The sequence below is a fragment of the Rhizobium viscosum genome (assembly GCF_014873945.1).
In the GTDB taxonomy this organism is placed as follows: Bacteria; Pseudomonadota; Alphaproteobacteria; order Rhizobiales; family Rhizobiaceae; genus Rhizobium; species Rhizobium viscosum.
The window spans coordinates 4,111,213-4,124,484 of record NZ_JADBEC010000001.1; the positions used below are offsets into that span (position 1 = coordinate 4,111,213).

At 56.0% G+C, this 13,272-nt stretch carries 15 protein-coding genes; 2 read left to right on the top strand and 13 right to left on the bottom strand.

The genetic code is table 11. The features are described 5' to 3' along the window. Positions 1-26: 26 nt before the first annotated feature. Positions 27-821, bottom strand: coding sequence for a metallophosphoesterase (locus H4W29_RS20425; RefSeq protein ID WP_192730545.1), 795 nt, complete (start codon positions 819-821; stop codon positions 27-29). A 160-nt stretch (positions 822-981) separates the two neighbouring features. Then, complete coding sequence (locus H4W29_RS20430) at positions 982-1,302, bottom strand: hypothetical protein (protein ID WP_246517266.1); 321 nt, start codon at positions 1,300-1,302, stop codon at positions 982-984. A 955-nt stretch (positions 1,303-2,257) separates the two neighbouring features. Between H4W29_RS20430 and H4W29_RS20435 the strand changes: the two genes are divergently transcribed. Then, positions 2,258-2,794, top strand: a complete 537-nt coding sequence (locus tag H4W29_RS20435; protein ID WP_192730546.1) for a GFA family protein — start codon at positions 2,258-2,260, stop codon at positions 2,792-2,794. Positions 2,795-2,842: 48 nt separating this feature from the next. Here the strand turns inward: H4W29_RS20435 and H4W29_RS20440 are convergent, their stop codons facing one another. The 10 genes from H4W29_RS20440 to H4W29_RS20485 all read right to left on the bottom strand — a co-directional run bounded on the left by H4W29_RS20440 (position 2,843) and on the right by H4W29_RS20485 (position 11,611). Continuing rightward, positions 2,843-3,418, bottom strand: a complete 576-nt coding sequence (locus tag H4W29_RS20440) for a hypothetical protein (protein WP_192730547.1) — start codon at positions 3,416-3,418, stop codon at positions 2,843-2,845. Positions 3,419-3,882: 464 nt separating this feature from the next. Beyond that, the gene (locus tag H4W29_RS20445; RefSeq protein ID WP_192730548.1) at positions 3,883-4,440 is read right to left on the bottom strand and encodes a DUF4145 domain-containing protein; all 558 of its coding nucleotides are present in this window, start codon (positions 4,438-4,440) and stop codon (positions 3,883-3,885) included. 26 nt (positions 4,441-4,466) lie between these two features. Next, positions 4,467-4,601, bottom strand: a complete 135-nt coding sequence (locus tag H4W29_RS34685) for a hypothetical protein (protein WP_281401379.1) — start codon at positions 4,599-4,601, stop codon at positions 4,467-4,469. Positions 4,602-4,869: 268 nt separating this feature from the next. Next, positions 4,870-5,850: a phage exclusion protein Lit family protein gene (locus H4W29_RS20455; protein WP_192730549.1), complete on the bottom strand. Its 981-nt coding sequence runs from the start codon at positions 5,848-5,850 to the stop codon at positions 4,870-4,872. A 259-nt stretch (positions 5,851-6,109) separates the two neighbouring features. Further along, positions 6,110-7,053 (bottom strand): IS630 family transposase gene (locus H4W29_RS20460; protein WP_246517367.1). Its coding sequence is split into 2 segments (ribosomal slippage): positions 6,110-6,717 and positions 6,717-7,053, totalling 945 coding nucleotides; the frame shifts between segments, so codons are not numbered across the junction. Positions 7,054-7,105: 52 nt separating this feature from the next. Continuing rightward, complete coding sequence (locus H4W29_RS20465; protein WP_192730550.1) at positions 7,106-8,077, bottom strand: M48 family metalloprotease; 972 nt, start codon at positions 8,075-8,077, stop codon at positions 7,106-7,108. A 137-nt stretch (positions 8,078-8,214) separates the two neighbouring features. After that, positions 8,215-9,090 carry a hypothetical protein gene (locus tag H4W29_RS20470; protein WP_192730551.1) on the bottom strand — a complete coding sequence of 292 codons (876 nt, stop codon included), beginning with the start codon at positions 9,088-9,090 and terminating at the stop codon, positions 8,215-8,217. Between the two features lie 560 nt (positions 9,091-9,650). Then, on the bottom strand, positions 9,651-9,998 hold the full coding sequence (locus H4W29_RS20475; protein ID WP_192730552.1) for a YciI family protein: 348 nt from the start codon (positions 9,996-9,998) through the stop codon (positions 9,651-9,653). A 149-nt stretch (positions 9,999-10,147) separates the two neighbouring features. Beyond that, positions 10,148-10,372 (bottom strand): DUF1127 domain-containing protein, encoded by a 225-nt coding sequence (locus H4W29_RS20480; RefSeq protein ID WP_312872314.1) that lies wholly within the window; start codon positions 10,370-10,372, stop codon positions 10,148-10,150. Between the two features lie 342 nt (positions 10,373-10,714). Then, positions 10,715-11,611 (bottom strand): LysR family transcriptional regulator ArgP, encoded by an 897-nt coding sequence (locus H4W29_RS20485; protein WP_192730553.1) that lies wholly within the window; start codon positions 11,609-11,611, stop codon positions 10,715-10,717. Between the two features lie 100 nt (positions 11,612-11,711). Here H4W29_RS20485 and H4W29_RS20490 point away from each other — a divergent pair, with 100 nt between their 5' ends. Next, positions 11,712-12,320 carry a LysE/ArgO family amino acid transporter gene (locus H4W29_RS20490; protein ID WP_192730805.1) on the top strand — a complete coding sequence of 203 codons (609 nt, stop codon included), beginning with the start codon at positions 11,712-11,714 and terminating at the stop codon, positions 12,318-12,320. A 109-nt stretch (positions 12,321-12,429) separates the two neighbouring features. Here H4W29_RS20490 and H4W29_RS20495 read toward each other — a convergent pair whose 3' ends face one another. Then, positions 12,430-13,269, bottom strand: coding sequence for a DeoR/GlpR family DNA-binding transcription regulator (locus H4W29_RS20495; protein WP_192730554.1), 840 nt, complete (start codon positions 13,267-13,269; stop codon positions 12,430-12,432). Positions 13,270-13,272: the final 3 nt, after the last annotated feature.

The following is a 13,272-nucleotide window of genomic DNA, read 5'->3' on the forward strand; positions in this document are numbered from 1 at the left end:
TCCCGTCCTTGTCGCTCCGCCTGATCCTAGAAGGGCATATCCGCATCGTCATGGGACCGCTTGAGGGGCCTGCCTTCATGGAAACGGCACGAACCCGGGCGGACCTCCGTTGTCTGCAGCACCGCGACATCGCCGGATGGGCTGATCTTAAGCGCAGACAGGATATTCGTCGCGAAGGCGCCGGTATCGATGGCAATGCGGTTCGGGAAGATCTCGACGCGTGCGCTTGAAGTGATCGTATGCCCATGGACGACGATCTTGCCGAATGAAGTGCTGGCATTCAGGAACTCGTCGCGGATCCACATCAGCGTATGCGCATCCTGCTCGGCCAGGGGGATGCCGGGTTTCAGGCCGGCATGGACGAGGATGTGGTGGTCGAGTTCGACATAGCGCACCGCAGCGCGCAGGCATTGCAGGCGCTCGTCTCCAAACCTGTGTCGGATCTCCTCTGATGTGATGGCTGCGTCAAGCGGCAGGCCGTAGGACAGCATCGTCTCGCTGCCTCCGAGGTCCCGCCAGTGGTTCACAAGATCTGCCTGGACGGCCGGGTCCGCCTCGCCGAGGATACGAAGGGGCAGGGCGTCGTGGTTGCCGCGTATGAGCTTCGAGCCCGGTCTGTCGCGCAGCGTCCGGATGACGAGATCCATCGCTTTGCGACTCTCCGGCCCCCGGTCCATGATGTCGCCGAGGAAGACGATCCGGTAGTCGATAGCCTCGTTGCGTGCCTTGCCGGCAATGCCTGACAGCATCTCCTCCAGCAGGTCGGCACGCCCGTGGACATCGCCGATGGCGAATGTGTGCAGAGAAGCGTTTCCGGTCATCGATGGCTCCGTTGTCGCACTCGGTATGGCACTGTTTATGCGCTTCGCCAAGCGGGAGACCGGACGAAGACGGATGATACCGGGCGCGGAAAAAAGACCCCGCCCCAAACCCCGGTTCCGTTGTAACCGCTAGATTAAGCCTCGCCACGTATGCCGTTACTCAGCGGCTTGATCGCATGGTGCATTGATATTTCTGCTTTACGCATGCGATTTGAGGCGTGGAGCATTCGGCCTCTCCATCGACGATCGAGCAGAACGAACATTGATCATTCATTTCCCGGCAGTCTGGATTGGCTTTTATGAAATCTCTCATGCTTTCGGTCTGTTCCTGCGCCCCTTCTTTTGGTTTGGCTGGGTCGTCCGCGAAGACGGGCGATGCATAGGTGGCTATGAGCAGGATCAAGGGGGCAATTTTTGACGAGACACGTTTCATTGAGTGGCTTCCGTTGTAGGTTTGTTTCAACTCGCCAAGCTGATTCATGTGTGATGATATCGACTTTGGCGTAACCGGTGTTCCGCTCCCACGTTGACGTCGCTGCCCAAAGGAACTCAAACTTGATCTGAAAGAGTTGCGCGATATGGTGATCCGATGAATATCGCCCCTATTCGCTTCACCAAGATCGGCCGCGAACTCAGGCTCATAAGGACTGGGTATGAAGGGGGTGTGGTTCCTGAAGCTCGCGACGGCTGGTATTGGTGGTTACGCACGTCGGCAGGTCGGTTCGCGGGCTCAGCCGGGACCATTGAAGGAGCAAAAAGCTCCCTCGGCTTTGTGATCCACAAAATCGAGAATGGCGAAGACCCAACCTGGAGGCTGGTCTGACCATCGCTTAGGCTGCCGCATCTAAAAAACGGCAGGCTAAATCCGCCCCGCAGATCACTGCGGCCTACCACGTCAACGAGACTGCCGTGCGCCGAGCCTACGGAATCATCCAGAACGTTTTTAGGTCGCCTATGGTATTAGCGGCTACGGCTTAGTGCCGCTGTTGATCTACATGCGGGCTTTATCGAAGAGGGTACATGTCTAATTTGGCCGTCGCCTTGGCAATCGTCATTTCCTATTTAGATCGACGTTCCGCCACATCCACGGAGGATGATGACATCCAGGTTTTGGAAGCTGTCGCGGCAGAGCTTCAGCAAAGTCCGCCAGACGAAAAGAACGAGGTGGTCTCGGCTCTCGTTCGTATTGGCAGAGCCGACCTCATCGACGGGTTGGGTTTGAGGTAGATTCAATACTTTGGCTATCATGCCGGAAGCAGGTTTGAGCTTCTCAAGGCCTCACGCATCAAACCCGTAAGCCGGTCTGCGGCAAACCGGCTGATCTGCCCCTAGAGCACAATATCGAGCGGCGTGATCGGGTCCATTCTTCTGCTGGACGATCAAAAGACGAAAACCTAGAAGAGATTGGGCCCAGTCCACCTCTTGAAGGAGAAAAAATGAAACGCATCGAGATGGAGGTGAGCGGCGGTTGCCAGTGCGGTGCCGTGCGCTACCATGCAACCGCTATGCACGACAATTCGCATCTCTGCCATTGCCGCATGTGCCAGAAAGCTTCGGGCAACATCTTTGCCGCGCTTGTCGCCGCGCCCGATGATGCACTCACCTGGACACGCGGCAAGCCTGATGTCTGGAAAAGCTCGGAGCTTGTCGAGCGCGGCTTCTGCGCCAATTGCGGCACGCCATTGTTTTTCCATCACCTCGAAAACGGTCGCACCAACCTGATGATCGGTTCGCTTGACGATCCCCACGCCTTCGCGCCGCATGCCAATACCTGCACCGAGAACATGGTGGCGTGGTTCGATGCGATCACGGGCATGGAAAATACCGGTGCGACCGAAAACAACGGCGCCGACTGGGCTGCGGCTATCAAGGAGAGCAGCAACCAGCACCCCGATCACGATACTACCTCATGGGCGGTGAGGGGGCGTGACGGCTGGCTCCTTGTAGCCGGACGCGAATTTCCGGAATTTTGACACGAGGATTCGGAATTCTGAATTTCCCAGCGAGGAGCGAACATTCTTTTACTCTGGGGCCGCGTCCCACATTCGGCGACTTTCGTCTCTACTAACCTTGAGTGGGATTCGGGTCAGTTCGTCAGTTTGTTCATCGTTGAATGCAGGAGGGATCGTAATGGACTTGCTTGTTGGGAAGATCTCCGGCGTCGGCATGTTTCGATTTAGAGACAGGTATGTTTGGAATTTTGGTTCTGTCGACCGAGCCGACTTGAAGCCAACAATGAACAGAGCGCCGAGAACGTGCCACGCCGATGATTGGATCCCGATGTCTGTCACGTGCAGTTGGCCGCCGCGAACGGCCTGAATGCCGCGACCAAAATGGTTATACCCCTCCCATTTCGAGCCGTTATATCTGCCGATCCATACGATGAATTGATCCGATATGACGCGCGTTGCACCAAAAGCGTGGCGTTCCTCTCTTGTCCAAAATATCTGGCTCTTGTCGTGGAAATAATCAGCGACAATAGCCGTCATAACGGCCCATTGGGACAAACGCATCTGTTCCGCTTCGTCGAGAGAGCGGACATCGCCTCGCCCTACTGCAGTTATCAATTCCATGTTCTTCTGCTGCAGTTGTGACATCCACGTCTCGTTACAATTTGAGCAAACGACGCGGAGCGGTTTAGATCGTATATCTCCGCTAAACGTCCTTCGCCTCTCAGTTCTGACCACCCCTTCGCTATCCAATTCGAATTCGCCAACAGCGTACGACCGATAGGGATAAAGAAAAGGTAGCTTCTGCGCCGCCCAACGGGGGTAGAAGTGTTCATTGCTGTTTGCGCGATTTGTGCAAAACTGACATTCGCGGTTATGTCGATATTGCTTGCTTCCGTTCATGGTTTGCCTGCATGTGGAGGTTGCGGATGTGCATGCTACTATCTGATATCGCAGTATCGGGAGGCGATCAGCGCCAGTCTTGAATTCCCTTTTCCAGCACAACGGCAACCCCCTGGGCAGAAGAAGTATCAGTAGCGACGGCGAAAAAGCTCGCAGGGCTTTCGTGGCGGCCGCTCGGAATGCCGGCATTACCATCCTCCCGGATGACGCTACGCATTAGCGTCGCGCTCGACCGCCGTTGCGATCATTTCAATCGCCCGCTGGGCAAGCGCTCGATACCGGATAGCGTCGTCGTAGGTAAAGCTAGCCCCGCTCTCATGAGCTGCAATGTTTCCAATCGTCAGGATTTCGTCGAGAAGATTGGCGGCAGCGGGATCGATCTCATTCGCCGACCGTAAACCTCTCAGTATTTGTCGAGCGCCGCCGATATGCTGTCGCGGCACACTTCGAGCAAAAATCTTAATCGCTTCTTCCGCTGATCGGCGTAGCTCCAATATCGCTGAAGTGGGCGAAATCCTCGCAAGTCTTTCAAACCTATCCTCCTCCTCTGGGGTGGGCGGAGGCAACTCGTGGGCGGGAGGAGGCAGGCTCTCGGCCGCCTTCTCCGCTTCCTCAAGTCGGAAGTCGATTTCGGTGTCTTTGTGCCTAAAGCGCACCCTCGGCAAAAGTGAGCGGATTTCTTTCCGGAAGATCAAAGCAACCGCAACAATCGCCGCTGGCCAAGACAGGGAGGAGAGCACGGATGCAAAGAAGTCGAGATAGTTCATGCTGTGTTTCGTTCCCAATACGAGAATCAACGTCCGCCGGTGATAATCAGCTCGCGTGCCGGCACACCTTCACCGCCGGCCACCGAGTATGTCAACTCGGCCTCGTCATGCCGGAAGGCAGCAAAGGTTTCCCGGATCTCCGGCCGGTCGTTGATCGACATGATAAAGCCCCCTTCAAGGCGCGCTAAACGCTCTGCCATGATTTCAAATTGCTCTCGGCCGAATAGGCTTTTCCCGTAGTCGCCCTCACTACCGAAATAAGGTGGATCGAGGTATGGAAAGCGGCGATATGAGCAGCCCGCGTGTGCTGTGCCAATACGGCGAGATTGCTGATATCGCGGCTTAACTACAGCTCGCGGGTGTCTGTAGCAGTAATGCTCCGTCGCCCGCGCAATTCAACGATGGCAGGGCGGTAACTTTGGGCAATCTCTATTTTCGAAAGGCAAAGCCCTGCCATTCATGGCTAAGGGCGAGATACTCCTGGTGAACCTGTTCAACTATTTTTTCCTGATAATCAGGGTCGAAATCCGTAACGATGATCGGCTTGTCAGATGGGGGCATCCCGACCACCATGTCCAATAGCCGCGTCGCCTCGGTCATGTAGTGGAATGTCTCTTCGATCCGCGCCTCTTGTGACGGCCAATTCACGGCGTTCCCAATTGCCATTATCATCATCAGATGTCGAACTTCGGAGGGCAGGTAGTCATCGTTTTCGACGTCAGTCCGAACACGGACGGCAAGAAAGAGCACCGAGACGACAAGACAACTGAATTGCGGCGACGGACTCGTAAGGTTCTCACGAATCTCAGCACCTCTCCGCCAAACAGGGGCATTGAGTACCGCACGTTTCATGATCCATTTGGCTGCCAGATCGTCCGCTTCATATTCGCATGCTCGTGAATAAGCGGAATTTGCTTCCCAGCGCGCGCGATCGCTTTCCATAAAGCGAAGATGACCTGCGGTGATATGCGCCAACTCATGAAATATAAGCAGCACCCAAGCTTCGCGGATAAAATCGAAAAAAAGGTCGATACGCTGATCATCGATCTCGATCTCATTCGATACTTCCGAAATTCGTTGTTCGATGTTCTGAGTGGACGGATTAAATGGAGGTAAATCAGTGAAATCCGTCGCGCTTGGGATGTCGCAGCCATTGACGCTCGGGATGCAGCTAGCGAGGATAAAGAAACATCCAGTGATCAAATCATACAGCCGGTTAGTGATCACAACTTCATAGCGCCACTGCCCCTCATCTGCTGGAGCACTCCGTACAAATATTCGTAGCGTGTTCTCGTTGATGAAGGTGAGGCTGAAATCGACGTTAGCGGACAGCTGCGTCATCGTGCGTTCTTTGATTCCATCAAAGGCCTCGTGGACAATGTCGCGTGGCGCGAAATCACTCAGATACAATTTGATCCCCAATCTTTAAGAGGCATACTTAAGAAGACCCAATAGCTCGCGGCACGATAGCTCCACATCCACGAGAGCATAATCAAGGCGCCAGATTGTGGTCGCCGATCTTCAATCGGTTTAACAATGGAAGGATTGTCGGCCAACAAGCCATCAATTTTTCTAGATGCTGCTCAGCTTCTGGCTCCATCATGATGCGATGCAGATCAAGTTTCGGCTGGAGGTACGGAGGTTCAGCGACGCCTAGAGCAAATCCTGTTCAATCCGGGTCATATCCTGCGGCCTTGAAGTAGTTGGCGCATTCTGCGGGAGTGAAGCGGGGTATCAAGGCGCCGACTGCATCCCACAGGGCATCGATCTTTCGCTCCGCGCGGCCTCGCAGCATGGCTTTCAGCTTCGAGAATGCGTTCTCTATGGGATTGAAGTCCGGGCTGTAGGGCGGAAGGAACATAAGCTTGGCGCCTGCACGTTCGATGGCATCGCGTACACCGGCTGTCTTGTGTGCCGGGAGGTTATCCATGATGACCACGTCTTCGATCTCCAGGGTCGGCACCAGCACCTGTTCGACATAAGCAAGGAAGACATTACCGTTCATCGCGCCATCGTAGACAAACGGTGCGGTCATTCCGCTGAGGCGCAACGCGCCGGTGAAAGTCGTTGTCTTCCAATGGCCGTGGGGCACGCCAGCTCGGCAACGCTCACCTCGAAGTGCACGCCCGCGTAGCCGTGCCATCTTCGTCGAAAGGCCGGTTTCGTCGATGAAGATCAGCTTCTCCGGATCGAGGTCCAGTTGACCATCGAACCAGACACGCCGGCGCTTCAGGACATCCGGCCGATCTTGCTCCAGTGCGTGTGCGGTCTTTTTTTAAAGGTCCATCCGTGGCCTCGAAGCCAGGCGCCAAGTGCGCTGCGGCTGATCTTCACCTGCCGCTCGACGGACAAGCGTTCGACCATTTCATCGAGCGTCACGTCCTTGCGCTCTTCGATCAATGCGACAACGAATTCTTCGTGTGCATCCACTGCCGATGGTCGCCTCCAGCCTTGCGGCCGAGAAGTCAACTCACCCTCTTTGGCTCTCGCAATCCAGCGGATCGCTGTTGAAATCCCAACGCCGAACCGGGCCGCAGCCTGCCGAGCTGACATGCCCGCCGCAGACGCTTTCAAAACTCGTATTCGAAGATCATCGCTCAGTGCTTGTCCCATCATCCACCTCTTCACTGTGGATGTTGAATCAGCTTCGACGCGCACCGTCACCTCACAATCGATTCATCGATCGCAGGACTTGCTCTAGACCCGAGAATTCTCTGTAACTGGTCGGCTCCCGAGTTCGGTTTAATCCCTCACCCATGACAATCTCTGCTTCAGTGGCGCCAATGATAAAGGCGTCAATGCACTTGTCCGCCTCGTGCTCGGTCAAAGACTCGGTCATCGAGAGAAGCCTAGCAAAAAGAGCCGAAACAGACTTGAATCGTACAACTGCTGGCGGATGCGATCTCATCCAAGCATCAGCAGCTATCGCTTTTTGCCCTTCTGTCATAAAAAAATAGCTGGCGATCGCACGTCCTAGGATCTGTGAGAGACCAACCATTTCATCGACTGGCAAATTTCTATCGAACCTTAGCCCAGATGGTGTGCGCCTTTGACGGAGACCAAGTAAAGACGTTGTCGCAGCTTGAAATCCGCCGGCATCCGCGTCGAATTCCAACGTTTGCGAGATGAGAGACCACTCAGGATCGACAGGCTCAATAGCTTCAGCCATCAATTCGCCAAGCATTCTCTCTCGCTTGAAATCCACATGCCCATTGAGCACGTGCGTAACCTCATGGAAGCAGACGAAGTGAAGGATCAAACCTGCGTATTTCAGCAAATCCAGGTCTTCGACGGGTTTTGGAAGGTCAGAGTTTAATTTCATCGCTGCAGTGACAGCGTTGATCACAAGCCCTTGGAAGATGCCAATATTGTACCCATCACCGTGCTTGGCGACGACCGCGTTCAAAGCGCGGGGGTCCAGTATGTGGACTTCGACCCGAGGCAGTGAATCTTTCAAGCCTGACCCGAAAATGTCTCCAATGCTTCGCGCCGCCCAGGTCATATAGCTGAAAAACGGATCCTCTTCGTCAGCATAATATAGCCCTCCTAATCTATTCGAAGTCGCTTTCGCCCATGTCGAATAAGAAGGAGAGATCGGAGGCCACATATGGAGCTTTTTTAATTGCTCAGAATTCATCTCCGCTCCCATTCGTAGCGCCCACCAGCCGTCTGCATTTGATATCGCTCTTCAATGTTACAATCCGCCTGCGGCGGCGCGGGCGCGTTAGCCAGCGCGGCTTCAGAGAGCATGATCGCAACAATCGCCTATCCGCTTCAATGATCGCTGGTGCCTTCTTCGGGTTCAACAGGAGAACCAAACAACATCGGTTGTCGCTGCATCCACCTCACTTCAAGCTTCCTTTGGAAAGGACTAGAAAGCAGGAATTGGCCGGGTGCAGGTGTCGTCTGCCATCGCTCGATCGAAGTCAAAACCTCCCAAGCCACTTGTCGCACAGCAGAATACGGAAGGCTCTTCGTGACATCGGGAACGTCAAATGTGTCCTCATGTCTTGGCCCGTGCTTTGTCCAGCGGGCCGCGATACCCAAAGTATCGATGCAAAGATCTTGAAAGTCGCCATCCAGCTCAGGATCGACATGCGCGCCATTTTCCTGATCCGCGATTATCATGATTAAGTTTGCCCTGCTGAAACATCTGCCGCTTGACGCCTCAACAACTGGCGTCGTCCACCAACCTTCGAACGCCTGCACCACAGGACAAGCCGCGCTAAGTGGATCACCTAGATAGAAATGAGGCTCTGAGAGCGGCGCCCTGAATTCGGCAATCCCATCGCTATTGGGCCTCACGTCAGAAAGACTAAGGACAATCGACCTCGTAGCGACCATCCCCTTTTCTTCAGCCATTTTTTCGACCACTGCTCGCCAGCGGTCAGGATAGAGCGCCGAGTCCACAAACATCATCTTCTCTTTAAAGCCCAACTGGCCCAGAAGCGATTTCGATGAACCTCGATCGTACAGCAGCTTCCGCATTTCAAGAGCCAAGGGAATGGCCTCGTCCTCATCGCCTGCATCATACAAATCGCAGGATCGACGCATAAACTTGAGGATACGCTCCAGCTGCTTCTTAAGATCGCCATCCGGTCTCGGACGCCGGTTCGCCTTGCTTCCAATCTCGGCCCCGCTCAGGTCCACCCTCCCATCTCAACTAGAGGTTATAAAGACGAAAGCCGAATGAGTCGGCAAGACGGGCCATTGGGGGGATATCCAAGTGGAAATCTCGGGCACGGGCCGACAAGCACTGGGCGTTGTTTTTATTTAGAGTTTAGGGAGTTTGAAGAATTCCACTCTTATGTGGAAATCTCTTTTAGTTTGAAACCCGTTGAGTACGCGAAAAGGTCTCTAGGGTCCAAGCAGGTCAAAAAGGCATAAGCCTTATTTTCTGCTGTTTTGAAGACGGCTTGAAGCCACACAGGGTGTTTTCGAAGGCCTTTCGAAGATCACGCCGCTGATCGCTGTTAGATGGGGAAATAGTCTTTTTTGACCAATCGTGTTGTCGTCGATACGCCGCGAAAATGCGACCCCGCGGCCGCAAAAAAAGTCCTCATTTGCAGGCTATTTGCGCGAGTTCCCACCTAATCCCGCACATTCCCACATTTTCCGGTTAATGGTGTCAAACGACACTCCTATTCCGGCGGTTGCCGGTGCGGAGGTCGAGCGGCATGGCCTGCGGAAGTAGCCGGGGCATTTCGAATCTAAAAGCCGGCGGTCTCGCGCAGCTCGATCGCCCCCATCCGAGCCAGCGAGTCCCGCTCCGCGATCTCCATCGCCTCGGCAAGGTTCTTCGCTTCGATGAGCAGGAAGCCACCCAGATGCTCCTTGGTCTCTGCGAAGGGGCCGTCGGTCCAACTCGCCTTGCCGGCGCGAACGCGCAATGTCTTTGCGGTCTTTGGGTCGGCAAGAGCGTTGGAGGCGAGATAGTGGCCTGATCGTTGGAGTTCTTCATTGGAAGCTAAGGACTCCCGGTCGATCTCGGCCCATTCCTCCTTGCTGGCGGCATCGGCAAGTGTTTGATCGATGTAGAAGAGACAAAGGTAGCGCATCCGGTTCCTCCATGGTGCTGTCGATATTAGTCGCAGTTGGACACCGCGATTCGACAAAGAGCAAAAAAATACTGCCAGTTCTGCTTATCCGGTGAGAGCTGCCTGCTGCTTTGCGTGACCAGTGCCTCATAGCGTCTCTTGGCCCGGAGCTAGCGGATAGGAGGAAGCCATTCTCCGATCTTTCCAGTGGAGATCTCCGGGGGCTCCAAGCCGATGTCACGGAGCTGGCGAGAGTCAAACCGCGAAAGCTCGTTCAAGCTTCGGCGGTACCTTCGCTGCTGCTTCAGCAGTATCCAAACGGCTTGCAAGGCGCGCATGACACTGAAGTGCGGCGACTGCAGTTCGACTTGTTCGGAATGCTTAGCGGCAACCATACTTGTCTCTCCTTAGACTGGCTCACGGCGCTCCGTCTTAATCGAACAGGATCGGCCGAAATCGACACGCTGGTTTCAGGAGCTTGATCCGAGCGGGCGGCAAGACGGTGCGCGGACCATGAACATCGTTTGATGAGTGACACGATCTTGAGGAATAGAGCCCGCTGACCTGCAGGACCTTATGAAGGGGCTCTCCATCATGAAGGCAGCGGGGCTCACCCACGGTGGGTTTTATCGAAACTTTACATCAAACGATGTTCCGGCAAGCCCGGCCATCGAGGGCGCTACGGTAAGGTCTGGAAATGGCGCAAAGCAGCGGCTGTTTGTACCCGCGCGTCGCCCTCAGACCAGCGAGCGCCTCGCCACCTCGATCACCTTCTGCGTCAGACCCGCAAGCCGGTCTGCGGCAAGCCGGCTGATCTGCCAGTAGAGCACGACATCGAGCGGCGTGCCGGGGATGAGTTCGACGAGGCGGCCGGCCTTGATGTGGTCCTCGGTCAGCTGGATCGGGTTCATGCCCCAGCCCATGCCGAGCAGGGCGGCATCGAGAAAGCCCTGTGTGGCCGGCAGCCAGTGCGTCGGCACGTTGATGTCGGTCGCCAGCGTGCGGCGGATCCATTGCGCCTGCAGGCGGTCCTTCTGGTTGAAGGTGAAGGAGGGGGCGCGGGCAAGTGCTTCCGGGGTGACGCCGTCAGGGAAATAGCGGCGGATGAATTCGGGGCTTGCGGCCGCATGGTAGCGCAGCGCGCCGAGCAAGTGGCGGCGGCAGCCGGCGACCGGCTTTTCCATGCTGGTGACGGCGGCGACGACGCGGCCGCGCTCCAGCCACTCGGCGGTGTGGTCCTGATCCTCGATGGAGATGTTCAGGAGGTAGTTCGAGCTCTTCGAGAAATCCGCCATAGCCTCCAGAAACCAGGCGCCGAGGCTGTCGGCGCTGGTGGCGATCTGCAGCGTGACACGCTGTTCGGGACTGTCGCGGTCGGTGAGAGCCGGCAGGTGTTCCAGCAATTCGCTTTCCAGCATGCCGACATTTTCCATGTGACGGCAGAGCCAGTCGCCCTTTTCCGTCGCCGTGCACGGTGTCCCGCGCACGACGAGGGCGGCACCCAGGCGCTCTTCCAGCTGCTTGATGCGCTGCGAGACGGCCGAGGGCGTGACGTTCAGGATGCCGGCGGCCTTTTCGAAACTGCCGGTCTGGACCACGGCAAGCAGAACGCGAAGGGCGGGATAGTCGATCATGGGTAAGTTGCGCTTAATTAACGTAAGGATGATTAATTAGCCTAATGGCGTCGATCCGTCTATGGAACGTCTCAACAACGCGACGGAACCCACTGATCTCATGGACATCTCGACCTATTTCACCGGCATGGCCGCCGGTCTCAGCCTGATCGTGGCGATCGGTGCGCAGAACGCTTTCATCCTGCGGCAGGGGCTGCGCAACGAATATGTGTTTGCCGTCTGTCTGGCCTGCGCGCTCTCGGATGCGGTGCTGATCATCGTCGGCGTCACCAGCCTGGCGCAGGTGGTGAGCGTCATGCCCTTTCTCGATCCGGTGATGCGCTATGGCGGGGCGGCCTTCCTTGTCTGGTATGGGGCGAAAAGCCTTTATTCGGCAGTGTGGACATCAGGGGCGCTGCAGGTTTCAAACGGGGCGGGGGCAAGCTTCGGCAAGACCATGGCGATGTGCCTGGCGCTCACCTGGCTCAATCCGCATGTCTATCTCGATACGGTCATCCTGCTCGGCACGATTTCGACACGCTTTGCCGGCCAACAGGCAGCCTTTGCTGCGGGTGCTGCGACCGGCTCCTTCCTGTTCTTTTTTTCGCTGGGATATGGTGCCGCCTGGCTTCGTCCCATCTTTTCACGGCCGGTTTCCTGGCGCATTCTCGAAACCATCATCGCCTGCGTGATGTGGCTGATCGCGTTCAAGCTTTTGAACGGCATGTGACGGCTGCAGCTGCTCTCCGTTGCAAAAATCGGGATTGGTCAAATTGGTCGGAAGAGGGAGAAGGCTGGTCCTCTTGCGACCAAATGGAATCTTTGCAACGGAGCCGTCGTCAGGATGTGACGCCGATTTTGGCAATGGAGCCTGACGAACCGTTATCCGTAGTCGCCACTTGATAGACGGTCTTGCTGCCGTTCAGCAGCGACAGCAACTTTTCCGACGGCTTCGCTTCGGAGACAACGATGTCCATCTCGGAGATCGACCCGAGACGAACGAGTGCGCGGCGTTCGAACTTGGTGCTGTCTACCGCCAGGATGACGCGGGCGGCCTGACCCATGGCGGCGCGAACAGCTGACACTTCGGCGTAGTCGTCATCGCCTATGTCGCCGTCGTTATCGACGCCGCTGACGGAGATGATGACGTAGTCGAACTTGAATGCCCGAATGAAATTCTGAGCATTCTCGCTGAAAACCGCCGCATCGACGTTGCGGATGAAGCCGCCGGGAACGGCTATCGTGAAATCGGTGTTTTCGCTGAGGGTCGTCGCCACTCTGAGGCTATAGGTCACGACCCGAAGGTTCCGGCGTACCGTGAGTGCGCGGGCAACAGCCTCGCAAGTCGTTCCAGTATCGATGAAAACCGAGCAGTTGTCCGGGAGAAGCTCAGCTATCTTGTTGGCAATCAGGCGCTTGGCCTCGGCGTTGTTGACGCGACGCTGATGATAGATGCCGGTTTCGATGGGAAGCGAAATGACGGCCCCGCCATGCGTCCGGCGCAGCTTGCCCTGCCGTTCCAGCGCCATGATATCGCGACGCGCGGTCTGCGCCGTCACGGAGCAGAGCGAGACGATGTCATCGAGCGAGATATACTGATATTGCTCGAGATAGCGGATGAGAAAATCCTGCCGGCGCTCCTTCTTGCCTCCATCGTCGTGATTGTCTGCAAAATGCATAGT